The following is a 26,686-nucleotide window of genomic DNA, read 5'->3' on the forward strand; positions in this document are numbered from 1 at the left end:
TGGCCAACTTTCAATCGGCTCACCGCTGAGGCCGTTCCAGCGATATCCCGATTGAAATTGCCAGAGCTTGGTAAGGCTCGGAAAGAAGAAAGGATTCCCAAAGGATTCAATGCAGATGTTCTGCGGGCCAACATCTCGATAGAACTGTTCGACGGCCGATGGGATTGAGAATGCGCCTGTCCAATCGCTCGCTGATTGCGAACGAACCTCGCCGTGCGGCAGGAGTGACTGCCGCGCTTGTTGGCTCGTAACCACCACTCAGTTTCCCGTCAATCTTGTGTGATTACTTCTTCTCCGCGATCTGCTCGAAGTAGAGCTTGATGACGCGGGCGTAGTCTTCGCCGTACTTCGCTTGCAGATCCTGGATGATCTTCGACTTCACGTCGCCGGGCAGGTCGCCCCACGGTTTGCCGAGGTATTGCTGAAGGTCCTTCGGCAGATCCGTCTTCGTCGGGTCCACCTTGGGCTTGTCGGCGGCGTTCCGAGGGTCGCCGTTCTGGCCCGGCTCGCCCTCGCCGAGTTGCTTCGCGGCGTCGTTCAGTTTCTCGGCGGCCTTCTCCATCGCCTTCTGGGCCTTGTCGTTCTGCTTCTGGCCGAGTTGCTTCACGGCCTGATCCATCTGTCCCTCGGCTTCCTTGACGTTCTTGCCTGCCTTCTGCGCATTCTTGCCGGGCTTCGCCTTGCCTTCGCCGGGCTTCGGCGGGTTGTCCCCGGCGGCTTCCTGAGCCTGCTTCTGGGCGTCGTCGAGGGCCTTATCCGCCTGCTTGCGGGCGTCGTCGGCGTTCTGCTTGCGACCGGCCTGTTCTTCTCGCTGGGCGCGTTCCATCTGGTTTTGGGCGTCGCGGGCGGCGTCGGCGGCCTTCTTGAGTTTATCGCCGTTGGCCTTGCCTGGTTGCTGACCCTGCTCCTTCGCCGCATCTTCGAGTTTCTCCGCGAGTTCGCCCGCCTTCTTCGCGAGTTCACCTTGCTGGGCCTGCTGTTGGGCGGCGGCGGCGCCAGGATCGTGTCCCTTTTCAGCGGCTTCCTTGTTGAGTTCCTTCTGCTTCTCGGCGAGTTCCTTCGCTTTCTTGCCGGCCGCGTTGTCGCCGTTCTGCTTCGCGGCCTGTTCGAGGTTTTTCTGGGCCTTCTCACCCGCGGCCTGCGCACGGTCGGGGGCACCGGCCTTCATCTGGTCGGCCGCCTCTTGCGCTTCTTTGGCGGCGTCCTTCGCGGCCTGTCCCTGCCCTTCGCCCGGCTTGCCGGCCTCCTTCGCCAAGTCCTGGGCCTGGTCGGCGAGGTCTTGCTGCTTCTTGGCCAAGTCTTCGACCGGTTTCTTGTCGGTCGCCTTCGGCCCCTGGTTGCCCTTCTCGTTCGCCTGACCGAGTTCGTTGCGGAGTTCTCGCTCCTGCTTCGCCAAATCGCGGGCCGCATCGGCGTCGGCCTTCGACGGTAAGTCGTCGGCCGGGTCGCCGGGGTTGCCCGCGTCGGGGTCGCCGCGCTCGGCCTTGTCGGCCTTCGCGGTCTGGTCGCCCTTCTTCTGGACCTCGTCTGCGAGCTTCCGCATCGCCTCGGCCGCGTCCTTTTGAAGTTTCGGCGCCTTCTCCGGGTTCGGCTCGCGGCGGAGGCGTTCGAGGGCGTCGGCCGCCTTCTTCTTCGCCTCCTGCGCATCGCCGGCGCGGGTCTGTTTGAGGTCGTCGAGTTCCCGCTGAATCTCGTCTTTCGCCGCCTCGGTCTGCTCGGGCGTACTCGGCTTGCCGGCCTGCTTCTGGGCTTTCTCGGCGGCCGCTTCCTGTTGTTTCGCGAGCCGTTCGGCCCGGTCGCCGTCCTTCTCGGCCCCGGCCATTTGATCAGCGAGGCGGTCGAGTTGTTCGGCGGCCTCCTTCGTTTTCTTCTTCAACTCGTCGGCGTCGTTCTTTTGAAGGGCCTCCTCGGCCTTGCGGACAGCGTCCTTCGTGCGACTAAGTTGTTCGGCGGCGTTCGGGTCGTTGACCTGACCGAGTTCCTTGTTGATGTCTCGCTCGGCTTCCTGCAACCGCTGAAGTTGGTTCGCGTCCGGTTTGCCGCCGGCCTTCTCGGCAGCGTCGGCGACTCCCTTCTGCTTCTTGGCGAGTTCATCGGCCTTTTGGTCGTTCGGCTTCTGGCCGTCGAGCGCCTGGCGGAGTTGCTCCATCTGCCGTTTCGCCTGTTGCTGCGACGCGGGCGTGTCCTGGGTGCGGCCGTTCTGCAAGTCCTCGGCGGCCTGCTTGGCGGCGTCGGCCGTCTTCTCGCGGCGGTTCTCCAACCCCGGCGTGTCGAGTTTCTCCAACTTCTCGGCGAGTTCCTGCTGCTTCTTCGCGGCGTCGGCCAACTTCTCGGCGGCCTCCTTCCGCGCGGCCTCGTCAGGGTTCTTCTTGTCCAGCCCCTTCGTCTTGTCCTCGATCTCCTTTTGAATCGCCTCCTGGTCGCGTTGCAACTTCTCCAACTCGGCCTTCGCCTGCTTCATGCGTTCCTCGCGACCGGGCAGTTTGTCGGCGAGATTCTTGAGCGCGTCGGCCGCATCCTTCATGGCCTGTTCGGCCTTCGCGGGTTCGTCCTTGCCGGCGGCCTCTTTCGCGCGGTCGAGCTTTTCGAGGGCGTCCTCCTTCGCCTTCTCTGCCGCCTCGTTGCCCGACGGCGTGGAGAGTTTGTCGGCCGCCCGCTTCATCGCCTCTTGTTCCTTCTGCATCTTCTTGCGAAGTTCGTCGGACGGCTCCTTCGCGTCGGCCGCCTTCTTGCGGAGTTCGTCCTCCAACTTCGCCAACTGCTGGGCCGCCTTTTTCGGGTCTTTGCGATCCCCGGCGGCCTTCTCCAGCGCGTCGGCCAGCTTGTCGAGTTCCTTCGCAGCTTTCTCCTGCTCCGTCATCGCGTCGACCGGGTTGCCCTTCTCGATTTGCTCATTCGCCTTGTCGAACGGCTCCTTCGGCAACTGGTCGGCCCCAGCCACTTTCGCCTCGTCCTGGGTCTTCTTGCGAAGTTGCTCGGCCTTCTCGTTCAGTTCCTTCTGCTTCTGGCCGGTCGCCTCGACGGCCTTCTTCTTGGCGTTCTCGGCCTGATCCTTCGCCGCTTGATCGAGTTGTTTTTGCCGGTCGGCCAGCTTCTTCGCGTCGTCGGCCAACTGCTTGGCCTGCTCGGCGTTCATTTGCTCGACGGCCTTCTTCAACTCGTCGTTGTTCTTCAGCAGTTGGTCGAGTTCGGCGTTCAGTTCCTGTTGCTTTTTCGCGGCCTCGCGGGCCACGCGGTCGTTGCCAGGGTTGTTCTTTAGTTCCTCGGCCAGTTCCTTCTGCCGATCGGCGATCTCTTCGAGCTTCCGCTTGTCCTGAAGGTTCTGGGTGAAGCCGTCCACCTTCGCCGTCAGTTCGCGGAGCTTCTGGTTCGCACGGTCGAGTTGGGCCGCGGCGTCGCGGGTGGCCTTGTCGCGGAGTTCCTGATCGGCCTCGTTCTGAACCTTGCGGAGTTGCTCGTCGGCCTGCCGCAGCGGGTCTTCCTCCACGTCCTTGATCTGCTCGGCGAACGGCCGGAAGTCTGGCGTTAGCGCCGCCTCGCGGGCCAACTCTTCCAGTTGCCGGGCGGCGTCCTTCTCCTTGTTCTTCGCGTTGTCCAATTTGGCGACCTGATCGGGCGTCAGTTGGTCCTTGCCGCCGGCTTCACGCTTGACCTCCTCGACGGCCTTCTGCGCGTCGGCCACGTCCTTCTGGACGGTCTGCAACTTCTCCTTGATCTTGTCCCGCTTCGTCAGCAGGTCTTGCTCCGCGAGCGGCTTGGCCGAGCGGTCGAGGCGGACTTCGGACCACCCCTTCTCCGGGTAAAAGACCTCCTGCGGCGTCGCCCGGAACTCCGGCACGTTGCGGTTGTCCACCGCCCGGATGCGGAAGCGGATCACCTCGCCCTCTTTGGCCAGGTCCGTCAGGTCGAACGAGTACCGCCCCTCGGCCCGCGGGGTGCCGACGCCCTTGATCGTCACCGGCTGGACCCGCTTCGTCGCGGGGTCGCCGTTGAGTTCGAACTGCAACTCGACCTTCTCGACCTTCACGTCGTCGGCGATGCTCAGCTCGATGGGGATGCGCTCGTTCGGCCGGACCTGCCGCTGCTTGTCGCTGACGCCCGTCACTTTCTCGAACTTCGGCGGCGTGTCCACGGTGGCCTTCGTCGCCACGACGATTTCCGTCGGAACGTTCTGCTCGCCCATCACGGTCAGCTTCAGAGTGCCGTCGCCGATGAGCGTCCACTCGGCCGTGCCGGCGGTGCGGTCCTCGTTCAGGCTGACGAAAAACTGATCGGCCGCGATCTGACCGTTCGGGTTCGACGGCTTCCACTCGAAGTTGGCGGACCGAGCCGGGCGGTCGAACTTCAGGTCGAACGCCACCTTGCTGTACTGCAACGCCTCGAACTCGTGCAAGCCCTGCTGCTTCTGCTCGTCGATCGTGCCGGTCGCGTACTTCGGCGGGCTGACCGTGAACGCGGTCGCGTCGGTGAGCTTGACGGCGTCCACGACCGTGACCTTGAACCAGTCGCTGCGAAGGCCGCCGGCTTCCATGCAGTATTCGAAGCTCTCTTTCGCGACCGGCCGGGTGACGCTGAACGCGGCCTTGTCGTCGCCGGTCATCGGCAACTTCTTCTCCTCTCCGCCCTCCTCCTTGTAGGCGACGGCCGCCGTCTCCGGCAGTGCCGCGTCGGGGGCGAGTCTTTCGAGGAAGCCGGTCAGCGTGACGGCGTCGCCCCGCTTCATCACGAGGTCTTTCGACGAGACGACGACCTTGAAGTTCACGTCCGCCCGGGGGCCGATCCACGGCGTCAGGAACCGCTTGACGCGGTCGGCCGCGCCGGGGATGAAAAAGAGGGGCGACAGGATCGCGGCCGCGACGAGGACCGTCAGGAACGCGAACCGCAGGACCGATCCGGTCGGCGCGGCCTTCTGGAAGTTGAGCTTCTTCGCCCGCTGAGCCGTGTCGCGGGCGAGGACGTCGATGAGCGCCTTCGAGCCGTTGCCCGGTTCGGCGTTCTCGCTGAGTTCGACGAGCGTTGTGAGGCGTTCCGCGAGGTTCGGGAACTGGTCCTCAATGGCCGCGGCGAGCAGCGGCACGGGGATCGGACTGCGCATCGGCCGGAGGACGCACCGCCGGAAGGCCAAGAGTTGTAGCACGGCCCACCCGACGAGCATGAGGCCGCGGCCCCAACCGGGCAACTCGAACCGCGCGTCGAGCAAGACGAGGCCGAGTGCGGTGCCGAAGAACACGAGCGCGAACCAACTCATGCCACGGTAGAGCCACAGCCGCCGGACCTGTTGGGCGAGTTCGCCGAGCTTCTCTTCGATCGCGTGCGGCAGTTTCACGGCGGACATGCGGTCACCTCGGAAGGCAATGCTTCACGGTCAACTATAAAGTAACAAGGCCCGGTCGGGCAAGGAATCGTTCGGCCGGACGCGATTCTGTTACAATCCCGACACACCAAGGCACCTCAATGATCTCGCCCGAACGCCTGGACGTGCTGCAAACGCAGTGGGTGCGATTCGTCGGCGGCTTGGGCGTCGAACCGGCGAACGCCTATCCCGTCTTCGACCGATTGGTCGCGGCCCATTCGGAACCGCACCGGCACTACCACACGCTCGAACACGTCGCCGAGGTGCTGAAAGTCGTCGGCCGGCTGGCGAAGTTTGCGGACGACCCGGTGGCCGTGCAACTCGCGTCGTGGTTCCACGATGCCGTCTACGATCCGAAGGCCCGCGACAACGAGAGCCGCAGTGCCGAGATGGCCCGCGCCGCCTTACAAGAAATGGGCATCGATCGGGAAGCGGAATGGGTGGCCGACCTGATCCGCGCGACGGCGAACCATCGATCGCTGGACGACGCGGACACGGACGTGCTACTCGACGCCGATCTCGCGATCCTGGGGGCGGGCGAAGCTCGGTACCTCCGCTACGCGGAGGCGATCCGCCGCGAATATGCCTTCGTGCCGGACGACGATTACCGGAAGGGGCGGGCGGCGGTGCTAGAAAAGTTCCTGGCCCGCGACCGCATCTACCGCACCGACGTGATGCACCTGGAAGCCGAGGCTCCGGCACGGCAGAATCTTCGAGCAGAAATCGAGCGATTGAAGTAGGTCAGGCGAGCCGAGCACCGTAAGGTGCCGGGTGACTAACCTTCACCCGGCACCTTACGGTGCTCGGCTCGCCGTTGCGATTGCAAACTCGTCTCTGGCCAACCGACAGGGTCACTTCTTGAACATCGCATTCTCCCGGTCGCCCCGGGAGAGAAGGTACGCAAGGAGGTCCAGCGCCTCGTCTTCCTTCAGCGTGTCGAGGAGCCCGGTCGGCATCATCGACGTCTTCGACGGCTTCATCTTCGCGATGTTGTTCCGCTTCACCGTCTTCATCGCGTTCGGATCGAGCATGTCGGTGTTCACGCTGATGTTGTCGTCGTGCAGGTTCACGATTCGGCCGAAGACCTGGCCGCCGTCTTCCAACTCGATCTGCACGGCCGCGTACTGGTCGCTGACCTCCTTGCTCGGGTCGATGATCGACTCCAGCAAGTCTTTCTGGCTGAACCGGCCGGCGACGCCGCTCAGGTCGGGGCCGAACGCGGAGCCGTCGTTGTCGTAGCGGTGGCAGCCGAAGCAGCGGGCCTCACCGAAGAGTTTCCGGCCGCGGTCGAAGTCGCGGCCGCCCTTCAGCCCGGCTTCGAGCTTCGGGGCGAGTTCCTCCAGCGTCCACTTCTTAACGACCGCCCGCGCCGGCCCCGTCACGCCGACCTTCGGCCCGGCCGCCGCTTCCTTCAGCAACGTGTTGAGGGCGGTCTTCTCGTCCGCCTTCAGCGTCGTCTCGAAGTCCTGGCGGATCAGCGTCATGAACCCGCGGAGACTGTTGCCGCCGCGGAACGTGTTCGCGCTCACCAGCCACTGGGCGTACTGCTTCTGCAATTCCGGCGTCCAGCCGGTCTTGAGGACGCGGAGTGCCCGGCCGTACTCCATCTGTTCTTCCTGCGTCGGGGCGTTCGTCAGCAGTTTCATGCCGAGTTCCCCCGCCTTCGGGGCGTCGAGGTAGACGTAGACTTGCAGCAGTTCGCTATCGACGTAGCGGTTCTTCGTCGGGAAGACCGGGTCGAACTTCGCGAGCCACGCCGTCTTCTCGTCGGCCGTCGGCGGGCCGAAGCGGTGGAAGAGGACGTGGTAGACGCGAATCATGTCGAGCTTCTGCTCGTGCGTGAGCTTCGTGAAGTCGATCTTGCCGAGCGAGGCGAGAATCTTGCCGCGGAGGGCCGGGTCGCCGCCGTGCGCTCGCTTCGGGTCGTGGTCAGGGCAGGAGGCCGACACGCGGACGAGGGCGAGCAGAGCATGGATGGAGGCTTGCGGATCGGCCTCTGACAGTGCAGCTTCCGCCCACAACTTGGGGTCATGACTTTCGAGGATGGTCCGAAGAGAAAACCGGAAGAACCGATCATCACCGATTGTCCTCCCCATGAACGGCACGATTGCCTTCAGCCTCTGTTCATCCAACTTTTCGCCCTGTAGTTTCGCTAGCGTTTCCAACCGGTCTTGAATCGAAACACCGGTCCCAGCAACCAGCGTTTTTTCACCAGGCTTTTTCTCATCATCGGGACCAACATAGGTCACTCGGTAGAGGCCACCTTGCGTCTTCCGACCGCCGATAGCGAAGTACATGGCTCCGTCGTGTGGATTAATCACCACGTCCGTGAGCGGCAGGGGCGTACCGGTAATGAACTCTTCCGCTTGTGCGGCGTATGCCATTGGCCCAGACAGTCCCCGGTCCTTGAGGTGTACGGCGTACATCTTGCCATAGCTCCAGTCGCAGATGAAGAAGGCGTTCTGGTACTTGGCCGGGAACTTCGCCCCGTAGCCGAAGGTCACGCCGGTCGGCGAGCCGGGGCCGATGTCGCAGATGCCGGGGAGATTGTCGGGATAGTAAGCCGGGTACTTGCCCGCGCCGTTCCGCCAGCCGAACTCGCTGCCGCTGGTGACGAGGCAGACCCGCGTCGGCCGGTACCACGGCGTGTTCATGTCCCATTCCATGTCGGCGTCGTAGCTGAACAGTTCACCGTCGCGGTTGTAGGCGGCATCGAACTGGTTGCGGAAGCCGACGCTGAACAGTTCGGCGTTCTTGCCGTTCGGGTCCACGTTCAGCATGAAGCCGCCGGGGGCGAGGCGGCCTTTCATGAAGCCGTTGCCGTCCGGCAGGCGGGGCAGAAGGTGGTCATCGCCCCAGATCGGCGGCACCTTCGTGGTGTCGTACTTCGGCAGGTCGGTCTGGTTGCCGCAGACGAGCGTGAGCCGCTTGCCGTCCGGGTGCGGCAGGATGGCGTGCGTACCGTGTTCGCCGCCGGCCCCCTGGAATTCCAACAGCATCTCGACCTTGTCGAGCACGTCGTCCTTCTTCGAAGATGTAACCCGATAGAGTGCTGGCTTGAGTTGCGTCCCGCTCGGCAACTTCCGCCGCGAGTTCGACATCACGTACAGGGCGTCGAACGCCCACAGCATCCCCTGTGCGTCACCCACGTCGGCGGGCAGTTTCTCGACCTTCAGCCCTTCCGTTGAACCGAGGGGCGGCAGCGTCACGCGGTACAGCGGCCCATACTGGTCGGACGTAATGAGCCGGCCCTTCGGGTCTACGCACAGGTTGACCCACGAACCTTCCGTCTCCTTCGGCACGCTGTAGAGCAGTTCGACCTTGAACCCCTTCGCGACCTTCAGGGTGGTCGGGTCGGTGGCGGTCTGCGGCTTGGCCGGCGGTCGTTTTTTCTTGTCTTGGCCGTCCGTTGACGACGGACTCAACAACACCAGTGCCAGAAACGGCAGCAGGAGAAAGAAGTGGCGCATGAGGGCACCCGAAGAGGTTGGAAGGGAAGGATTGACAGTATAAGCGATCGTCGGCGAAAGCCCAGGGACAGCCGCCCCTGGGCTTTCACACAAAAACCCCGTCCCAGTCTCCCCAATCCGCCAACTTTGCCGAAGAGTGGGGAGATCTTGAGGCATTCCCACCTCTTCCGGGGATTCGGTCGGTTGGTTACGTTGCACATTCCTCATAAAATGACCCTTCAGAAACACACGAGGACGGGAATGCAGCGGGACGTTCGCGGGCGGGTCGTATTGATTACCGGGGCCTCGCGGGGCATCGGTCGTCGGGTGGCTCAACGTCTCGGCAAACGCGGCGCAAAACTCGCCGTGACTTCGCGTTCGGTCGTCGAATTGGAGTCGCTGAAACAAGAACTCACCGGGACCGACGTTGAGATTTTCCCGTGCGATCTGACCGACCCGGCGGCACGTGAGAAACTCGTTGCAAACGTGGTCACTCGGTTCGGTGGCCTCGACGTGCTGATGAACTGTGCCGGGGTGTGCAGTTTCGGCGAGTTCGCGACGAACACGGAGGCGATCAACCGGCAGGTGCTGGAGATCAATTTCTTCGCGCCCGTCGAACTCGCTCGGTTGTGCGTGCCACACTTGACGACAAGCGCCGACGCTGGCTACCCGGCGGCCGTGTTGAACCTGGCAAGTCTGTGCGGGCGGTGCGGCATTCCGAGTCTGTCGGAACACTGTGCCAGTAAGCACGCCTTCGTCGGCATGACGGAAGCCTGGCGCGGCGAGTTCGCCCGCTTCGGCATCGACGTGCTACTCGTGCTGCCGGGATTGGTCCGCAGCGACGACCTGAACCGCCACCTGCTCCGCAACGAGGGGCAGATTTACCTCGACTTCGAGGGCGCTCAACCGCCGGACGAGGTCGCCGACGCGGTCGTGAGGAGCCTGGAGCGGAACACCCGCGAGAAGGCCGTCGGCAACGTCTCCTGGGGCGTGTGGATGGGCAAACGCCTCTTCCCACGGGCCGTGCGATGGTTCATGCGGCGGAAGGTGTTGAAGTTCCAAAAGCGAGCGGGGACCCCCTGAATGTGCGGCATCGCGGGAATGATCGACCTGTCAGGCCAACGGCATGCTCCACGGGGCATCGTGCCGGCGATGGCGAAGGCGATTTATCACCGCGGGCCGGACGAGGACGGCTTCCTCGACCGTGACGGCTTGCACCTCGCGAACACCCGGCTCAGCATCGTCGGCCTCGCCGACGGCCGACAGCCGATTAGCAACGAAGACGGCAGCGTTTGGACCGTGTTCAACGGCGAGTTCTTCGACTACCCGGAGAAGCGGCAAGCCCTCCAAAGTAAGGGCCACCAGTTCCGCACCCACACCGATACCGAGATCCTCCCCCACTTGTGGGAAGACCACCGCGAGAAGCTGTTCGACTACCTGAAGGGCCAGTACGCCGTCTGCGTGTGGGACTCGAAGACGAACGAAGTCGTGTTGGGCCGCGACCGCACCGGCATCTGCCCGCTGTTCTTCACGACGGTCAAGCACGACGGCACGGACTGGCTGCTGTTCGCTTCCGAAATCAAGGCGATTCTCGCCAGCGGCCTCGTGACGGCGAAGCCGGACTTGCGCGGCCTGAACCACATCTTCACGTTCTTCGCGATGCCGGGGCCGATGACGGTCTTCGAAGGCATCCAGGTTTTGCTCCCAGGGCGTTACCTGCACCTCAAACTCGGCCAAACCTCGGTCGCGGAAGCGACGAAGCAGCGAATCTACTGGCAGATCAACTACCCCGATTGGGGGCAGGAAGACTACGGCCGCGACGAAAAGAAGACCATCGACGCCTTCGAGGACGTATTGCTGGCGGCCGTGCAGCGGCGGTTGCGGGCCGACGTACCGGTGGTGTCGTACCTCAGCGGCGGCGTCGATTCGTCGCTGGTCGTGGCGATGGCGAACAAGGCCCTCGGCCGGCCGATCCCCACGTTCACGATCTCCGTGAAGGGCGAAGGGCTGAACGAGGAATCGGAAGCCCTACAAGTGGCGAAGGCCCTCGGCTGCGAGCCGATCGTCGTACCGTGTGGGCCGGCCGAACTGCGTGCCGACTACCCGGAACTGATCGCGGCCGCCGAGTGCCCGGTCATCGACACGTCCTGTCTCGGGTTGATGCACCTCGCCCGCACGGTTCACCAGAACGGCTTCAAGGTCGCGCTGACGGGCGAAGGGGCCGACGAGTGGATGGCGGGCTACTCGTGGTTCAAGATCCACAAGATGCTCGGCTATACCGACATCATTCCCGGCCTCGCCGTGCGGTTGCGGCGGTTGGGGGCGAAACTCGCCGGGCAGCCGATGTTCCCGATGGATCAAATCCGCCGCACACACGCGGTCACCGGTGGGCACAACGGCTGGCTCGACTGCTACGGCCTGATGAGTCTGAACAAGATTCGCTTCTTCGGCGGCGAACTTCGCGAGAAGATGCTGAACCACTCGGCCTTCGAAGACCTGGAACTGTCGCCGGACTTGCACCGCTGGAACCCGTTCAACCGGCAGATGTCGATCGGTGCCCGCGTCATGCTCCCCGGCCACCTGATGGCGTCGAAGGGCGACCGCGTGGCCATGCACTCGTCGGTCGAGGCTCGCTATCCCTTTTTGGACGAGGATGTGCTAGCATTTCTGGCCACCCTGCACCCGCGATGGAAGCTCCGCCGCCTAACGGACAAGTACATCGAGCGGAAGGTTGCCGAGAAGTGGCTGCCGCCGGAAGTGGCGTGGCGGAAGAAACACATGTTCCGCGCGCCGATGGACAGCTTCGCGGCCGGTGGCGGTCTCGAGCCGTGGATCGCGCAGGTGATGAGCCGGGAATCGATGGCGAAGACCGGGTACTTCGATTACGATGCGGTCCACCGCGAGTCGGCGAAGCTGGCCACGATGAAACGCGGCTTCGCCCGCACCGGCCTGGAGATGGGCCTGACCGCGGTGACGGCAACGCAATTGTGGCACCACCTGTACATCAGCGGCGATCTCTGTGACCTCCCGCGAGTGAACTGATGGGCTATTCGCTTCAGACCCTCTGGCACGAAAAAGCCCGCTACTCGGCGGGCGTCGGAGCCGTCGCGTTCTCGGCCGTGCTGATGGCGTTGCAGTTCGGGTTGTTGCTCGGCTTGTTCACGATCACGTCGATCCCCCTCGACCACACCGACCCGCGGATCGTCTGGATCGGCTCGAAGGGCGTGGAAGCCATCGACCTCGGGCAGCCGATCCCCATCAGCTACCTCGGCCGCGTGGGAGAGCACTCAGGAGTTCTCCCGCCGGAGCCGTACATCGCCAACTTCGCGAACTTTCAGAAGCCGGACGGCGGCACCGACCTCTGCTTCCTCCTCGGCCACTTCGGGAATGCGGGCATCCCCGACATGCTCACCTCCGAACAGCGGACGGCCCTCACCGAACCGTTCGCCATCGTCATGGACGAGTCGGACATGAAGCGGATGGGCATGACCGCGGTCAACCAAACGGCGAAGATCAACGGCAAGGAAGTCCGCCTCGTCGGCAGCGTGAAGGGGCTGAAAAGCCTCGCCGCCCCGTGGGTGATCTGCTCGCACTACACGGCCAGCGAACTGATGGGGGCACTGCTGCCGCCCGACCACACCAAGTACCTGTTGGCGAAGTGCGACACGCCGGAGCGGGCGGCGGACCTCGCCGCCCATTTGAAGGCCGAGTATTCGGACATGGCCGTGTACACGTCCGGCGAGTTCTCGACCAGCACGCGGACGTACTGGCTGCTCCGCACGAAGGCGGGCATCGCTATTGGGTACGCCGCCCTCTTGGGGTTGTTGGTCGGTGGGGCGGTGACGGTCCAGACGCTGTACGCCGCGACAATCGCCAGCGCGAAGGAGTACGCCACGCTGTTCGCCCTCGGCATCCCGCGGTGGCGGGTGTACGTGACGGTCTTGTTCCAGGCGTTCTGGATCGGTATTTTCGGCATCGCCCTGGCCTACCCCGTCGTGCAACTCCTCGCCGCCGGAGCACGGGCGGCCGGGACGCAGGTGATCCTGCGGTGGGAGATCATGACCGGGACGGCCTTAATTACTATGGGAATGTCCGTATTTGCCGGGCTGTTCGCCCTGCGAAGCGTGCGGGGTATCGAACCGATTAGCCTGCTGAGGTAGTCCCGATGGCGGCCGCCGACAACCTGCCGAGCCTGCGAGCAGTCCACCTGCTCAAGACGTTCGGCGACGGCGCGTCCCAGCGGACGGCGTTGCGGAAGGTGTCACTCAACCTCTTCCCCGGCCAGCTCGCCCTCCTCATGGGGCCGAGCGGCAGCGGCAAGTCGACGCTCCTGGCGATCCTCTCCGGGTTGCTCCACCCGGACGGCGGGCAGGTGCTCACGCGGCCGAACGATCAGACGAGTTTCGTCGATATCTGGGGGATTTCGGAAGCCGCCCGCGACGACTTCCGCCGAAAGCACACCGGGTTCATCTTCCAGGGATACAATCTCTTCCCCGCCCTCTCGGCGAGCCAACAGCTGGAAATCGTCCTGAAGTGGGGGAATAACCTCAGCCCCGGCGAAGCCCGGCGGCAGGCGGAAGAGATGCTCGACCGCCTGGGTCTGTTGAACCAGCGACACAAAAAGCCGGCGGCGATGTCCGGCGGTGAAAAGCAGCGCGTGGCCATCGGCCGGGCGCTGGTGAAGAACCCGACCTTCCTGTTCGCCGACGAGCCGACGAGCGCGCTCGACTGGGAGAACGGGCAGGCGGTGATTCAACTGCTCCGAGACGCGGCCCACAGTCGGGGGGCGACGATCTTCGTCGTCTCGCACGACGCACGGATGTTGCCCTTCGTGGACGTGTGCTTCCACCTGGACGACGGGAACCTGGAAGAGCACGAAATCCCGCTGGTGGTCGCCGGTGAGTGAGGGTTTGCCCATGCGACGAATCAAAATCCTCCCCTACGCCCTCTGCGGTTGCCTGGCCGTCGGCACGCTGGTCGGTGCCAACCGCCTCTCCAACAACAGCGGCACGCCCCCCGGCGCGGGCGGCAACGCACAAAGCACCGCCCCGAAGGACGACGGCCTCGTCGCCCGGGGGAAGGTCGTGACCGAGCACGACCTGATGCCCATTCACCTGCCGGCGCACCTGCCCGCCGGCACGGTTCAGCAGGTCCACGTGAAGAACGCGCAGGCGGTCAAGAAGGGCGACCCGCTCGTCAAGTTCGACGACTGGCAGTTGCAACCGGATTTGAAGAACGCCCAGAACGAACTCCAGTACGCCCTCCAGAAGCACCAGGAAGCCCTGAAGGGCGTCGAGCAGCACAAGATTTTGCAGGAGAAAGCCGACCTCGCGATTCAGAACGCCGAGCAGTCGGTGGTCCGGGCAAAAGAGTTTCAGGAAGCGATGCGAAAAAAACTCAGCCTCGAATTCAATCGCCTGCCCGACACGCCGAACGTCGAGAAACGCATCCGCGAGGAACCCGAGTACCTGAAGGCAGAGGGCCTTGTGCAGTCGGCCGAGAATCAGGTCAAAGAGAAGAAACTCGACAAGCAACAACTGGCCGCGGCCCCCGTCACCGAGTTAGTCAACCAGGCGGCGACCAAGGCCAACGAAGCTCAAGAAGTGGTGACCAAGGCCCAGAAGGCCGTCGCCAACTGCGAGTTGAAAGCCGAAATGGCCGGCACCATCGAGCGCCTGTCGGCGTCGCCGGGGCAAGTCGTGTACCCGCAGTCGCCGCCGCTGTTCTACCTGATCCCGGCCGGCAATCGCTTCGTGAACGCGGAGATCGCCCCGGACTTCGCGTACAAGATTCGGGACAAGGACGGCAGCAAGGTCATCATCTCCGACGACAGCAACCCCGGCCTCACCTACGAGGGGACGGTGGAGCAGATCGGCACCGCGTTCCTCCCGAAGTCTGGCGGCATCGACCTGCTGAACGGCAAGCCGACCTACGTGTTGGAAGTCCGCATCCGCGTGACCGACCCGGCCCCGGCCGGTAAGCCGCCGCTGCTGGTCAACCAACCCGTCCGCGTGACCTTTCCCTAACCGGCCGCGGAGGCTCCCGTGACCGCCCTCGCTCCGCCGTCGGCCGCGGCTTCCTTCCAATTCTGCCGCGCGTTGGTCCGCCAATCCGCGAGCAACTTCGCGATGGCGTTCCGACTCCTGCCCGCCCCTCAACGGCGGGCAATGGACGCGCTCTACGCCTTCATGCGCGTCACCGACGACATCTCCGACGAACCCGGCGACGTGAGCGAGAAAAGGGCGAGACTTTTGTCCTGGCGAGAGGCTCTGTCGGCCGCGATCGGTGGCCACGACTCGCACCCACTTCACCCCGCGTTGCGGCAGACCGTCGCCCACTACGGCGTTGACCCGAAGTACCTGTTCGAAGTGCTCGACGGCGTCGCGGCCGACCTCGAACCCGTGCGGTTCGAGACGTTCGAAGAACTCTACCCCTACTGCTTCCGCGTCGCCTCGGCCGTCGGGCTGGCTTGCCTGCCGATCTGGGGATGCCGCGACCCGCGAGCGGCCGCCCCCGGCGAGGCGGCCGGCATCGCGTTCCAACTGACGAACATCCTCCGCGACCTGGGCGAAGACCTCGGCCGGGGTCGCGTTTACCTGCCGCGGGACGAGTGGGAGCGATTCCGCTGCCCGCCGGTCCGCTGGTCGGCCCGCGGCCCCGACTTCGCCGAGATGCTGCGGTTGCAGATTGACCGGGCCAAGCGGTACTACGCCGAGGCCGAGCGGTTGAACGAGCACCTGCCGCCGCCCGGCCGGGCGATCTTCCGCGTCATGTTCCGCACGTACCGCGAGTTGTTGGCCGAGATCGAGCGGCGGGACGGCGACGTTTTCCATCGCCGGGTCAAAGTGCCGCGGCGGAAGAAGGCGATGATCTTCGCCTCCGCGTGGCCGGTGAAGTGGGGTTGGTGGTGAGCCGTCAGCGGTTCAGCAGCCCGAACGCGAAGCCGAGGACGAACGACAGCCCGACCGCGACGAGGACCGCCCAAATCACCCACATCGGGACCGCGACCGTCAACTCTTCGTCCGGCTCTCGCCGCCCTTCCCGCGAGTCGGAATCGTCCCGGAGGTCGCGCCGCGGGTCGATCCACAACTCGTCGGTCGAAAGTTCGTGCTCGTCGGTGGCGACCGTGTCGTCGTGTTTTGCGACCGGCGTCGCCCACTGCCGCAACACTTCCGCCACGTGAACGGCCGACGCGAACCGCTCCTCCGGGTCTTTGGCCATGAGCTTCGACACGACCACCGCGAGTTCGAGGGGGAGGCCGGGGCAGAGCGTGCGGATCGGCGGCGGGGAGTCGTTGCGGTGCCAGCGGATCTTTTGTAAGGCCGTGCCGCCGGGGAACGGCGGGCACCCCGACAGCGCGAAGTAGAGCGACGCGCCGAGGGCGTACAGGTCGGACCGCGGCGACACGTCGGTCGCGTCGGTGGCCTGCTCCGGGGCGATGTAGTCCATCGACCCGAGGATGTACCCCTTCCCGCCGATCAGCGACGGGTCGCGGGGCAGTTCGTCGCCGATGTGGAGGGCGAAGCCGAAGTCGATGAGCTTCGCCGTGCCGTCGGGCGTGATGATGATGTTGGCCGGCTTGATGTCGCGGTGGATGAGACCGGCGTTGTGCATCGCGGCCAGGCCGTCGGCGATCTCCGCAAAGACGCGGGCGGCCTCGCCGGGGGGCATCGGGCCGTCCTCCGCGACGATCTCCTTGATCGTCCGCCCGGGGGCGTACTCCATCGCGATGTACGAGACGCCGTTGACCTCGCCGGCCGCGTACATGCGGGTCACGTTCCGGTGGTTCGGGATCACCCGGCCGATTGCCATCTCGCGGAGGAAGCGGTCGCGGGTCCGCGGCTCGACGGCCTTCTTCGGCGACAGGATTTTCAGGGCCATCAGCGGCCGGGTGACGTTCGCCGCGTCGGTATTCTCGCGGGTGAGGTAGACCACGCCCATGCCGCCACGGCCGAGCGGGGCGAGGATGCGGTACTTCCCCAAAATGAGGCCGCCCGGTTGGCCGGCGAGCAGTTTGTCCGCTTGAAAGCGGGTGAGTTCACCGATCGAAACGAGTTGGTCGGCGAGTTCCGTCGCGTCGGTGTCGGGGTCGGTGGTGCGGGCGAGTTCGGCGGCGCGTTCGTCGGTCACCAGCCGGCTCCGCCGGATCGCTTCGAGAAACGGCTCCAGTGGCTCGCGGGCATCCGCCGAAGAATTCATCCGACCCCCGTCCCACGGTGAAGGCGCACAGCTATCTTAGAATGCGGCCCCGAAAGTTCCCGCCGACCCGCCCCCAATTCCGCCCGCCGCGGTCGTATACTTGGGGGACCGGCCGCGGGGCCGCCCATCTCTGATCTCTTCCGAGGGTACCGTGTCCAAGCACATGCAACGCGACCTGGAGAAGTTGCAAAAGTCGATCCTGCGAATGGCCAGCCTCGTCGAGGAGGCCGTGTTTCAGGCCGCCCAGGCCCTCCAGACCCGCGACACCGACCTCGCCGACCGCGTCATCGAAGGCGATAACCTCATTGATCTGCTGGAGAACGAAGTCCACGAGGAGTGTCTGAAGATTCTCGCGCTGCACCAACCGGTGGCGGTGGACCTGCGGCGGATCAGTTCGGTGTTGTTCATTTCGACGAACCTGGAACGGATGGGCGACTACGCGACAGCCATCGCCGAGCGGGTGCCGGGACTGGCCAAGCCGCCGCTCGTGGCGATCCCGGAACGGCTCAAGCCGATGACGGAGCGGACGATCCTGATGGTGCGGAAGGCGCTCGACGCCTTCGTGAATTCCGACGCGGCCACGGCTCGCACGGTCATCCGGCTCGACGACGAGGTGGACGCGGACAACGCCACAATCATCCGCGAGATCGTTGCCGAAATGAAGCGGGTCGCCGACCACATCGAGCCGTTGCTCTCGCTCTTCTCGGCCGTCCGCCACGTCGAACGGATCGCCGACCACGCGACGAACATTTCCGAGGACGTGATCTACCTCGTCGAAGGGGCCATCGTCCGGCACCACCACGAATTGCTGGAGCCGCAAAGCTAACACGGCCGCCACCCGGCGAAAATCGCTCACCGCCCTTTCACTACTTTCCGCGGCGCGGATTGGTTATGCTTTCATCGGCGGCCGCACCTCCATCAGCATCGCCCCGCCGACTCGCCAGGAATTATTCCAATGAACGCGCGAAAACATTTCTTCGCCCTTCTGTGTACGCTTTCGACCACGGCGGCCTTCGCCGAGGATTGGCCGCAATGGCGGGGCAGCGGTCGGGACAACAAGGTCGTCGGCTTCACCATCCCGGCCGCGTGGCCAAAGGATTTCAAACAGCAGTGGAAAGTCGCCGTCGGCGAAGGGCTGGCGTCGCCCGCCCTCGTGGGGGACAACATCTTCACCTTCACCCGGCAGGGCAACGACGAGGTGATCCGCTGCCTCAGCGCCGCGACCGGTAAAGAGGTCTGGCAGGACAAGTACGCCGCCCCCAGCGTGACCGGCCCGGCCGGCGACTTCAAGGGACCGCGGAGTTCGCCGGCCGTGGCCGACGGCAAAGTTTGCACGCACGGCGTCGGCGGGACCGTGTCGTGCATCGACGTTGCGACCGGCAAGGTGGCGTGGCGGAAGGAGACGAAGGGCAAGCCGCGGTTTTACACAGCGTCGTCACCGGCCGTCATCGACGGGCTGTGCATCGCCCACGTCGGCACCGACGGCCGTGGCGAACTGACGGCCTACGACTTGAAGACCGGGGACGCCAAATGGACGTGGACGGGCGACGGCCCGTCCTACGGCTCGCCCGTGCTGATGACGCTCGACAAGATGAATCACGTCGTCGTCCTTACCGAGAAGAACCTGATCGGCGTGAACCTCTCCGACGGCAAGTTGCTCTGGAAGACGCCCCTGACGACGGGCCGGTATCAGACCAACACGCCCGCGATCGACGGCAACACCGTCATCTGCGCCGGCTACGCCTTCACGATCGAAAAGAAGGGCGAGGCCTACGAGGCGAAGCAACTCTGGAAGGGTCAAGCCCCGCACAACTACAACAGCCCGGTCCTGAAGGACGGCCTGCTGTACGGCTACTTGGGGATGGGCCGTGGTTCGTCCAAGCTCTTCTGCCAGGACGCCAAGACCGGCAAACTCGTCTGGGAAGACACCACGAACCGCGGTGAGTGCGGCTTCGTGCTCGACACCGGGATGTACTTGGTGGCCCTGAGCAGCGATTCCAACATGATCGTCTTCAAGCCGGGCGAGAAGGAACTGAACGAGGTCGCGAAGTACAAACTCGCCGACTCGCCGATCTGGTCGGAACCGATCCTGACGGGCAACCGCATCTTCGTGAAGGACCGCAATTCGCTCATCCTGTGGACGATAGAGTAGGCCGTTACGCCGCCTTGTAGCGGTAAGCCCAGATGGTGACGCCGTCCATCACGACCAGCACGTTCGCGATGGGGTCTACATACGCTAGTCGCTTGCCGCCGGTGGGCATCGGGTCGCCCGCCGGCGTGAGTTTCGTCCAGGTAACGGCGTCCGGGTCGTAGACCCAGAGCGTGTTGGTTTCGAATTGCGCCAGTAAGCCGTGCCCGCTCACCGGGTCGTGGTAGAACACGGACCGCGCGTCGTGTCCGTAGGGCGTGCGGCCGTCGTCCTTGTTACCGGCCCGCACCGCCTTCCATTCGAGCTTCGCGGGATCAAAGTGGTGAGTGGCGTAATGCCGGTGGACGACGATGATCTTCCGCTTCGGGTCGTAGTAGCCGATCTGTTCCGGTTCAGGCGATGCCTTCTCGAACACCGCCTCGCCGCCGTTGGCTTTCAGGTCTTTCCAGGCGTCCTTCTCGTAGTCGTGCAGCCAGGTGCCGTGCATCTGCCAGTTGTTCGTGTGCCAAATGCTGCCGCCGAGATCGGGGATGTATTCGAGCATCCCGCCGAAGATCGCAACCGGATAGGGCTTCACGGCCTTGAACGGCTTCCGCGTCCGCGTCGTGGGGTAGAACGCCCACAGCGGCGGCCCCGTGTACAACTCCGCCGGGTCGCCGCCGAGCGCTTGCACGGCCTTCTTCTGCTCCGTCACCCAGGTGTTCATGAACAGCAGCGTCTTGTGCCGCGGGTCGTAGGTCAGCCCCCACCAAGTATGGGCGATGACCGCCGGGCCGCCGCGTTTCGTCATCAGCAGGCCGTCGCGGAACTCAACGTCGGAAGTGTCTTTGCCCAGGTCCGCGTACCCTCGCGGCAGATCGGGAGCGTACAGCATCGACCACGTTAGCGACGGCAGGTCGAACTCCCACACGTCGTTTAACCGATGCGGAACGGCGTGGTTCGCCCCGCAAAACAAGGCCCGCTTCCGGTCCGGTGCCCAACAAACCTTGTTGGTGAAGTCCCGGCCGCGCGGCCCGGTCTTGTGCAACTCATACTTGCGGGCCGTGTCGTTGAACTCGCCGACGACAACGGCCTTGCCGAGCAGAACCGCGTGGTTCGCCTCCAGCGATGCCAGTTTCTTCAGAACCGCGTCCTTCGAGTCTAACTTTTCGTTCGGCGTGTCCGCGGCGGAGGACGATCGCGCGAACACGCTGCCGACCGCAATGGCGGGACCACAGGCTAGGAACGCGCGCCGATCCGTTGAATGTGAGTTATCCAGCGACATCTGTTACTCTCCGATCCCCATCTCTTTGAGAGTTGCTTTTGACGATACCGACGTTCACGCGACAGGGCAAGAAGCGAGTTGATTGATACCCCCATATGGTATATAATGGTGGTGACACCAGGGGTGGGCACGCCATGAACGCCGACACGAAGAAACGCGCCACCATGCGCATCAAGCGGATCGCCGGGCAGGTCGCCGGGGTTCAGCGAATGTTGGACGACGACCGCTACTGCGTGGACGTGCTGACGCAAATCGCCGCGATTCGCTCGGCCCTCGACGCGCTCGGCGTCGAACTCATCTCGGCCCACCTCGAAACCTGCGTCGCCGGCCACGGCACGGGGAGCGAACACCGCTGCGCGAAGCCGATGAGCCAGGAGCAGTTGCTCGCCGAGGTGCGGGCCGTTCTGGCGAGATTCTTGAAGTAACCGCCCGCGGAGAAACAACGTGACAACGGAAACTCTCGAAACCACCCGCGTCGATCTGCCGGTCATCGGCATGCACTGCGCCGCCTGTGCCGGCCGGATCGAGCGGGCACTCGCCGCCGCGCCGGGCGTTGCGAAGGCGTCGGTGAACTTTGCCACCGGCCGGGCGACGGTGGAATACGACCCGTCGGCCACGGTCCCGACTGATTTGCAGGGCGTTGTGCGGGCGGCCGGCTACGACGCGGCGTTGCCGACGCCGGAGAATCGCGGCCCCGACGCCGGAGAAGTCGCCCGGGACGCCGAGTACCGTCGCACACGGTTTCGCTTCATCGCAGCCGCCGTACTCACGCTCCCCGTCGCCGTCCTCGCGATGGGCAGCCACATCGTTCCCGCGCTCGACTTCCCCGGCCGCGTATGGGTCGAACTCGCCCTGACCACGCTCGTTCTGTTCGGGGTCGGGCGGGAGTTCTTCACCAGCGCGTGGGCGGCCGCCCGCAACCGGGCTGCGGACATGAACACGCTCGTCGCCCTCGGCACACTCTCGGCTTACGGCTTCAGCGTGGCCGCCATCGTCGAGCCGGGTTGGTTCGCCGTCGCCGGCCATCACAGTTCGGCCCCCGGCGTCTACTTCGAGGTCGCGGCCGTCATCGTCACACTCATCCTCCTCGGTCGCCTGCTGGAAGCGCGGGCACGCACGCGCACAGGCGGCGCGATCCGGGCGTTGATCGGCCTTGCCCCGAAGACGGCCCGCGTGGAGCGCGACGGCGCGGAAGCCGACGTTCCCCTCGCGGACGTTCACGTCGGTGACATCCTTCGCGTGCGGCCGGGGGAGAAAGTGCCCGTCGATGGCACGGTGCTGGGCGGCAGTTCGGACGTGGACGAGACCATGTTGACGGGCGAGCCAATGCCAGTCGCGAAGCAACCGGGCGATGGGGTCATCGGGGCCACCGTCAACGGCCACGGGTCATTTCGAATGACGGCTACCAAAGTCGGCAGCGCGACGGTCCTGCAGCAAATCGTCCGGCTCGTGCAGGAAGCGCAAGGCTCGAAGGCCCCGATCCAGCGTCTCGCGGACACGGTCGCCGGGTACTTCGTGCCGGCTGTTCTCGCCGTCGCGGTGCTGACCTTCGTGGCCTGGTTCAACTTCGCTCCGCCGGAGACGCGGCTGAACTTCGCCGTACTCACGTTCGTCTCGGTACTCATCATCGCCTGCCCCTGCGCCCTCGGGTTGGCCACGCCGACGGCGGTGATGGTCGGCACCGGCCGCGGGGCCCAGGCGGGAATCCTCATCAAGGGTGGCGAACCGCTCGAAGCGGCCGGCCGCCTGACAACGGTCGTCCTCGACAAGACCGGCACGGTGACGGCCGGCAAACCCGTGGTCACGGCCGTCTTGCCGGTCGGCGTCTCGGAAGACGAACTCCTTCGCCTGACCGCGAGCGCCGAGGCGAACTCGGAGCACCCGTTGGCCCGCGCCGTCGTGAGTGCCGCCGACGCTCGCGGCCTCCTCTTGATAAAGGCGAAGGCGTTCCGGGCCATTCCGGGTCAGGGGTTGACGGCCGAGATCGGCGGGCAAACGGTGCTGGTCGGGAACGCCCGGTTGCTCGCGTCGCAGAACGTGGCGTTCGACCCACCCGCCAGTTCGACGGCCCAAACGGTGCTGCTCGTTGCAAAGGGCGGGCGGTACGTCGGCAGCATCGCCGTCGCCGACCCGGTCAAGCCGACCTCGGCGGCGGCGGTGCGGCGACTTCACACGATGGGGTTGAAGGTAGTTCTCTTGACCGGAGACAGTCGGGGCACGGCCGAGGCGGTCGCCCGTGAGGTCGGCATCGACACGGTTGCGGCCGAGGTTCCCCCCGAAGGGAAGGCCGCCGAAGTGCGGGAACTTCAATCGGCCGGCGAAGTCGTGGCGATGGTCGGCGACGGCATCAACGACGCCCCCGCGCTGGCCGCCGCCGACTTGGGAATCGCGATGGGCACCGGCACGGACGTCGCCATTGAGGCGGCCGACGTAACGCTCGTGAAGGGTGACTTGGCCGGGGTCGCGGCGGCCATCGAGTTATCGCGGGCCACGATGCGGACGATCCGACAAAACTTGTTCTTCGCGTTCGCCTACAACGTCGTCGGTATCCCGCTCGCTGCCGGTGTCCTCTACCCGCTCACCGGCTGGCTCCTCAGCCCGATACTCGCGTCGGCGACAATGGCCCTCTCGTCGGTCAGCGTTGTTACCAACGCCCTTCGCCTCGGCCGCCTCGATTTGAAGCGGACGAATTGAAGGGCCGACGACCCTATCCCACGTAGACCCCGTTGGCCAAGACCGCGCTGAACGGGTCGAAGCTCGCGTCCGCGGTCGCCGTGCTGCCGCTGGTGATGCGGCTGGAAGAGTACACGCGGACTTGGCTTTCCTCGCCGTCGCCGCTGCCGGTGAGCAGGTCGTCGATGCCGTCGCCGTTCGCGTCACCCACGCCCAACCGCACGCCGCCCCGCAGGGACGAATCCCCCGCGAAGAAGTTCGCCATCGGGCTGGTGAGCGCCGCGTCAATGCCCGAGGTCGTCAGCGTCTTGCCGTTGAGGACCAACACCCGCGGGCCGCCGCTCGGGCCGCCACCGAACGCGATGTCGGCATAGCCGTCGCCGTTGAAGTCGCCGACCGTCACGAACGCCCCGTTGCGAAGCGTCTGCTCGAACGCGAAGAAGTCGCCGATCAGGTGCGTTCGCGTACTGCTGGCGAGCGCGAGGCCGCTGTAGGTCGAGATCCGCGGGCCGCCGAGGAAGCCGGCCGAGACGACCACGTCGTCGTACCCGTCGGCGTTCAGGTCGCCGACCGCCGCCCGCGCACCGCCGCGGAAGGACGAGTCTTCGATCCCGTAGAACCGCTGCATCTCGGTGGTGCCGCCCGTGGCGAGTGTGGCCCCGCTGTAGATCGCGACGATCGGCCCGCCGCCCTGGTCCGGCGTGACGATCACGTCGGCCCGGCCGTCGTCGTCCACGTCGCCGGCCGCCACGAACACGCCGCCGGTGAACGTCGATTCGAAGGCGTTGAACGTGACGAGGATCGCTTTCGTCACGCCGTTGTAGACGATCACCGTCGGCGCGCTCGTCGGCCCGGCCCCGACGATGATGTCGTCGTACCCGTCGCCCGTCACGTCGGCCGTGGCCACGCGGACGCCGCCGGTAAACGCCGACGAGAACGGGGTGAGCGTGTACGCCTGCGTGCCGTCCGCGTTGTAGACGATCACCTTCGGTGAACCCGACCCGGTCGCCACGGCCGTCAACTTCGGCGTGACGGTGGTGGTCGCGGTGCTGTCGTTGTCGGCAATGGTCAGTGTGGCCGTCGCCTGCGTGCCGAGGGTCGCACTGCCCGTCGGTGTGCCGAGCGAGAACGTCGCCGTCTCGGATCCCTCGACCGTGGTGTCGTCGATAATCGTGACGGTGAAGGTGGCGGTCGTCGCGCCGTCGGCGAAGGTGACGGTCGTGGGCAAGCCGGTGTAGTCGGTGCCGGACGTGGCCGTGCCGCCGGAAACGGTAACGGGCACGGTGATCGCCCCGGTACTGCCGCCCGTCCGCGTCACGGTGATCGTGGCCGTGCCACTACTCTCCGTCGCCGAGTACGCGGCAGCCGAGAACGCCACCGCTCCCGGCAGCCCGGTCGACGTTCCCGTGTCTACCGTCACGGTCATCTGCGTCGGGTAGATGTCGTAGGTGAACCACGTCGCGCCGGCGTCGGCGCTCTGGCCGTAGGTTCCCTGGAAGCCGTCGCCGGTGCCGGAGTTGCTGATCGTGTACGCCCAGTCGAACTCGCCGGACGTGGCCTTGAGGACGACCCAGTACGTCGTGTTGGCCGTTAGGCTCACGCCACTCGCCGACGTGAACGTCGTCGCCGCGAGGGACGAGGTGCTGTAAGTGGACGGCGAGGTCACGGCCGCGACCAGCGACCCCGGTTGGTTGCCGCCGTCGGTGTAGATGTCCACTTCGGCGACGCCGGCCGTCGGGTTCGAGAGCAGCAGGGTGACGTTGTTCAGCGTGTGGGCCGACGCGCCGGTGCCGAAGCTGGAGGTCAGCCAGGTGTTGCCGACGGCGGCCTCGGTGTCGGCCGTCGTCGCCGAGAGGTTGTCAGAGAGGACGGCGGGGGCGTACCGATTTTCCAGATCCCAAACCTGCGGGCGGAATCGGAACGGGGACAACGATCGAGACATCTCGGCTCCTGCTTCGGGGGATGGTATTTCGGCACGGTTCGCGATGGCACGACCGCCCATCGCAGGAAGGTCCGCTCCCGTGGTTCTGATGGCTGATGCGAGTTCAGAGAGGGGAATCGGCCCGTCGAAGGACGAGAAGTGGCCGAACGGCGTCGGGAGTACCATCACGCGAGGGGAGCGCGACCGGGCGCGGGATCACGGCCGCCCTGCGACATTTCCACCCGGTTGGTGGCCGCCCCCGGCAGCGATTCGCGCACGCGGAGGCAGGGATCTGCCCAGTTTTCGTGCCGCCGCACTCGCGGGCGTCGGGAATCGGCACGGTACTCTGTTTGCCTTGTCTGGAGGAGCGATCGCGCCTGCCCTCGAACCCAGGTGAACCATGTTCTCAATACTTCTGGCCCTTCCCCTGCTCACGGCCGTGCCGCCCCTGCCACCGCCGAACGCGACGCCGTCGGTCGTCAAGCACCCGAAGGTCATCGGGTGGCCGGCCGGTAAGACGCCCACCGCCCCGGCCGGGTTTGAAGTGAGCCTCTTCGCGGACGAACTCGACAGCCCGCGGTGGTTCGCCGTGCTGCCGAACGGCGACGTTCTCGTGGCCGAGGCCAAGTCGATCCCGAAGAAGGAGGCCAAGCCGGAACAGGAGAAGGGGAAGAAAGAGTCGAAGGCCGTCGGCCCGTCGGCCAACCGGATCACACTCTTGCGCGATGCCGATCACGACGGCAAACCGGAGGTCCGCACGGTCTTCGCCGAGAACCTCGAACAGCCCTTCGGCATGTGCCTCGTCAAGGAGACACTGTTCATCGCGAACACCAACGCCGTTCTCGCGTTCGCCTACAAGACCGGGTGGACGAAGCTCGAAGGGCCGGGGTTGAAAATCCTCGACCTGCCGAAGGGCGGGTACAACAACCACTGGACGCGGAACCTCGTCGCGAACAAGGACGGCACGAAGCTGTACGTCACGGTCGGCTCGGCGAGCAACGCCGGCGACCACGGCACGGCCGAGGAAGTGCTGCGGGCGAACATCCTCGAAATGAACCTCGACGGCACCGGCCTGCGGGTTTTCGCGTCCGGCTTGCGGAACCCCGTCGGCCTCGGCTGGGAGCCGACCACCGGCAAGCTCTGGACGGCCGTCAACGAGCGGGATGAACTCGGCGACGAACTCGTGCCCGACTATCTAACGAGCGTGACCGACGGCGGCTTCTACGGCTGGCCGTTCTCCTACTTCGGCCAAAACGAAGACCCGCGGCGAAAGGGCGAACGGCCGGACTTGGTCAAGAAGGCGCTCGTCCCCGACTACCCGCTCGGCTCGCACACGGCCTCGCTCGGCCTCTGCTTCTACACCGACAAGGCGTTCCCGGCGAAGTACAAGGGCGGGGCGTTCGTCGGCCAGCACGGGTCGTGGAACCGCTCGAAGTTCGTCGGCTACCGCGTGGCGTTCGTGCCGTTCCAGGACGGCAAGCCGGCGGCGGCCGAGGCGGAAGACTTCTTGACCGGGTTCATCGCGAACGAGAACGAAGTGTACGGCCGGCCGGTCGGCGTGGCCGTCGCGACCGACGGCTCGTTGCTCGTCGCCGACGACGCCAGCAACAAGGTGTGGCGCGTCACGGCGACCGGGAAGTGACTGAATTGAAGCGGGCCGGGCAATTGCCCGGCCCGC

General features: G+C 65.3%; 17 protein-coding genes. 12 read left to right on the forward strand and 5 right to left on the reverse strand.

Annotated features, from left to right (window positions below; translation table 11 throughout):
* Positions 1 to 283: 283 nt before the first annotated feature.
* Complete coding sequence (locus PX52LOC_RS34995; protein ID WP_149114431.1) at positions 284 to 5,335, reverse strand: DUF4175 family protein; 5,052 nt, start codon at positions 5,333 to 5,335, stop codon at positions 284 to 286.
* 119 nt (positions 5,336 to 5,454) lie between these two features.
* Here PX52LOC_RS34995 and PX52LOC_RS35000 point away from each other — a divergent pair, with 119 nt between their 5' ends.
* Entirely contained in the window at positions 5,455 to 6,093 is a 639-nt protein-coding gene (locus tag PX52LOC_RS35000; RefSeq protein ID WP_149114432.1) for an HD domain-containing protein, read from the forward strand.
* A gap of 111 nt (positions 6,094 to 6,204) precedes the next feature.
* Here the strand turns inward: PX52LOC_RS35000 and PX52LOC_RS35005 are convergent, their stop codons facing one another.
* Positions 6,205 to 8,823: a c-type cytochrome gene (locus PX52LOC_RS35005; protein WP_149114433.1), complete on the reverse strand. Its 2,619-nt coding sequence runs from the start codon at positions 8,821 to 8,823 to the stop codon at positions 6,205 to 6,207.
* 240 nt (positions 8,824 to 9,063) lie between these two features.
* On the opposite strand from PX52LOC_RS35005, the gene PX52LOC_RS35010 reads away from it, so the two are divergent.
* Genes PX52LOC_RS35010 through PX52LOC_RS35035 form a run of 6 tightly spaced genes read left to right on the forward strand, consistent with a single transcriptional unit; the run spans position 9,064 to position 15,713 of the window.
* A complete protein-coding gene (locus PX52LOC_RS35010) occupies positions 9,064 to 9,885 on the forward strand; it encodes an SDR family NAD(P)-dependent oxidoreductase (RefSeq protein ID WP_168219396.1) in 822 nt (273 codons plus the stop codon).
* Entirely contained in the window at positions 9,886 to 11,844 is a 1,959-nt protein-coding gene (asnB, locus tag PX52LOC_RS35015; protein WP_149114435.1) for an asparagine synthase (glutamine-hydrolyzing), read from the forward strand. It abuts the gene before it with no gap.
* Positions 11,844 to 12,962 (forward strand): ABC transporter permease, encoded by a 1,119-nt coding sequence (locus PX52LOC_RS35020; RefSeq protein ID WP_149114436.1) that lies wholly within the window; start codon positions 11,844 to 11,846, stop codon positions 12,960 to 12,962. Before asnB ends, PX52LOC_RS35020 begins: the two co-directional genes overlap by 1 nt.
* A 5-nt stretch (positions 12,963 to 12,967) precedes the next feature.
* Positions 12,968 to 13,708, forward strand: a complete 741-nt coding sequence (locus PX52LOC_RS35025) for an ABC transporter ATP-binding protein (RefSeq protein WP_149114437.1) — start codon at positions 12,968 to 12,970, stop codon at positions 13,706 to 13,708.
* Between the two features lie 10 nt (positions 13,709 to 13,718).
* Positions 13,719 to 14,828 (forward strand): HlyD family secretion protein, encoded by a 1,110-nt coding sequence (locus tag PX52LOC_RS35030; RefSeq protein WP_149114438.1) that lies wholly within the window; start codon positions 13,719 to 13,721, stop codon positions 14,826 to 14,828.
* 18 nt (positions 14,829 to 14,846) lie between these two features.
* The gene (locus tag PX52LOC_RS35035; protein ID WP_149114439.1) at positions 14,847 to 15,713 is read left to right on the forward strand and encodes a phytoene/squalene synthase family protein; all 867 of its coding nucleotides are present in this window, start codon (positions 14,847 to 14,849) and stop codon (positions 15,711 to 15,713) included.
* Between the two features lie 4 nt (positions 15,714 to 15,717).
* Here PX52LOC_RS35035 and PX52LOC_RS35040 read toward each other — a convergent pair whose 3' ends face one another.
* Positions 15,718 to 17,001 carry a serine/threonine-protein kinase gene (locus tag PX52LOC_RS35040; RefSeq protein ID WP_149114440.1) on the reverse strand — a complete coding sequence of 428 codons (1,284 nt, stop codon included), beginning with the start codon at positions 16,999 to 17,001 and terminating at the stop codon, positions 15,718 to 15,720.
* Positions 17,002 to 17,152: 151 nt separating this feature from the next.
* On the opposite strand from PX52LOC_RS35040, the gene phoU reads away from it, so the two are divergent.
* Together phoU and PX52LOC_RS35050 are read left to right on the forward strand one after the other, a co-directional pair.
* A complete protein-coding gene (gene phoU / locus PX52LOC_RS35045) occupies positions 17,153 to 17,827 on the forward strand; it encodes a phosphate signaling complex protein PhoU (RefSeq protein WP_149114441.1) in 675 nt (224 codons plus the stop codon).
* Between the two features lie 129 nt (positions 17,828 to 17,956).
* Complete coding sequence (locus tag PX52LOC_RS35050) at positions 17,957 to 19,153, forward strand: PQQ-binding-like beta-propeller repeat protein (protein WP_149114442.1); 1,197 nt, start codon at positions 17,957 to 17,959, stop codon at positions 19,151 to 19,153.
* A gap of 4 nt (positions 19,154 to 19,157) precedes the next feature.
* Here PX52LOC_RS35050 and PX52LOC_RS35055 read toward each other — a convergent pair whose 3' ends face one another.
* Positions 19,158 to 20,339 carry a hypothetical protein gene (locus PX52LOC_RS35055; RefSeq protein WP_149114443.1) on the reverse strand — a complete coding sequence of 394 codons (1,182 nt, stop codon included), beginning with the start codon at positions 20,337 to 20,339 and terminating at the stop codon, positions 19,158 to 19,160.
* A gap of 209 nt (positions 20,340 to 20,548) precedes the next feature.
* On the opposite strand from PX52LOC_RS35055, the gene PX52LOC_RS35060 reads away from it, so the two are divergent.
* Together PX52LOC_RS35060 and PX52LOC_RS35065 are read left to right on the forward strand one after the other, a co-directional pair.
* The gene (locus PX52LOC_RS35060; RefSeq protein ID WP_149114444.1) at positions 20,549 to 20,839 is read left to right on the forward strand and encodes a metal-sensitive transcriptional regulator; all 291 of its coding nucleotides are present in this window, start codon (positions 20,549 to 20,551) and stop codon (positions 20,837 to 20,839) included.
* Positions 20,840 to 20,909: 70 nt separating this feature from the next.
* The gene (locus PX52LOC_RS35065) at positions 20,910 to 23,108 is read left to right on the forward strand and encodes a heavy metal translocating P-type ATPase (RefSeq protein ID WP_149115716.1); all 2,199 of its coding nucleotides are present in this window, start codon (positions 20,910 to 20,912) and stop codon (positions 23,106 to 23,108) included.
* 13 nt (positions 23,109 to 23,121) lie between these two features.
* Here the strand turns inward: PX52LOC_RS35065 and PX52LOC_RS35070 are convergent, their stop codons facing one another.
* On the reverse strand, positions 23,122 to 25,029 hold the full coding sequence (locus PX52LOC_RS35070; protein WP_168219397.1) for a choice-of-anchor R domain-containing protein: 1,908 nt from the start codon (positions 25,027 to 25,029) through the stop codon (positions 23,122 to 23,124).
* Between the two features lie 379 nt (positions 25,030 to 25,408).
* Between PX52LOC_RS35070 and PX52LOC_RS35075 the strand changes: the two genes are divergently transcribed.
* Positions 25,409 to 26,650: a PQQ-dependent sugar dehydrogenase gene (locus PX52LOC_RS35075; protein ID WP_149114446.1), complete on the forward strand. Its 1,242-nt coding sequence runs from the start codon at positions 25,409 to 25,411 to the stop codon at positions 26,648 to 26,650.
* Positions 26,651 to 26,686 lie beyond the last annotated feature (36 nt).

This window comes from Limnoglobus roseus (assembly GCF_008254045.1).
Taxonomy (GTDB): Bacteria; Planctomycetota; Planctomycetia; order Gemmatales; family Gemmataceae; genus Limnoglobus; species Limnoglobus roseus.

What these genes read in the sequence shown, in the direction of transcription:
- asnB (WP_149114435.1), top strand. Translation starts at nt 9,886, where the DNA reads ATGTGCGGCATCGCGGGAATGATCGACCTGTCAGGCCAACGGCATGCT.
- PX52LOC_RS35025 (WP_149114437.1), top strand. Translation starts at nt 12,968, where the DNA reads ATGGCGGCCGCCGACAACCTGCCGAGCCTGCGAGCAGTCCACCTGCTC.
- PX52LOC_RS35050 (WP_149114442.1), top strand. Translation starts at nt 17,957, where the DNA reads ATGAACGCGCGAAAACATTTCTTCGCCCTTCTGTGTACGCTTTCGACC.
- PX52LOC_RS35010 (WP_168219396.1), top strand. Translation starts at nt 9,064, where the DNA reads ATGCAGCGGGACGTTCGCGGGCGGGTCGTATTGATTACCGGGGCCTCG.
- PX52LOC_RS35005 (WP_149114433.1), bottom strand. Translation starts at nt 8,823, where the DNA reads ATGCGCCACTTCTTTCTCCTGCTGCCGTTTCTGGCACTGGTGTTGTTG.
- PX52LOC_RS35070 (WP_168219397.1), bottom strand. Translation starts at nt 25,029, where the DNA reads ATGTCTCGATCGTTGTCCCCGTTCCGATTCCGCCCGCAGGTTTGGGAT.
- PX52LOC_RS35065 (WP_149115716.1), top strand. Translation starts at nt 20,910, where the DNA reads ATGCACTGCGCCGCCTGTGCCGGCCGGATCGAGCGGGCACTCGCCGCC.
- PX52LOC_RS35020 (WP_149114436.1), top strand. Translation starts at nt 11,844, where the DNA reads ATGGGCTATTCGCTTCAGACCCTCTGGCACGAAAAAGCCCGCTACTCG.
- PX52LOC_RS35000 (WP_149114432.1), top strand. Translation starts at nt 5,455, where the DNA reads ATGATCTCGCCCGAACGCCTGGACGTGCTGCAAACGCAGTGGGTGCGA.
- PX52LOC_RS35030 (WP_149114438.1), top strand. Translation starts at nt 13,719, where the DNA reads ATGCGACGAATCAAAATCCTCCCCTACGCCCTCTGCGGTTGCCTGGCC.
- PX52LOC_RS35060 (WP_149114444.1), top strand. Translation starts at nt 20,549, where the DNA reads ATGAACGCCGACACGAAGAAACGCGCCACCATGCGCATCAAGCGGATC.
- PX52LOC_RS35075 (WP_149114446.1), top strand. Translation starts at nt 25,409, where the DNA reads ATGTTCTCAATACTTCTGGCCCTTCCCCTGCTCACGGCCGTGCCGCCC.
- PX52LOC_RS35040 (WP_149114440.1), bottom strand. Translation starts at nt 17,001, where the DNA reads ATGAATTCTTCGGCGGATGCCCGCGAGCCACTGGAGCCGTTTCTCGAA.
- PX52LOC_RS34995 (WP_149114431.1), bottom strand. Translation starts at nt 5,335, where the DNA reads ATGTCCGCCGTGAAACTGCCGCACGCGATCGAAGAGAAGCTCGGCGAA.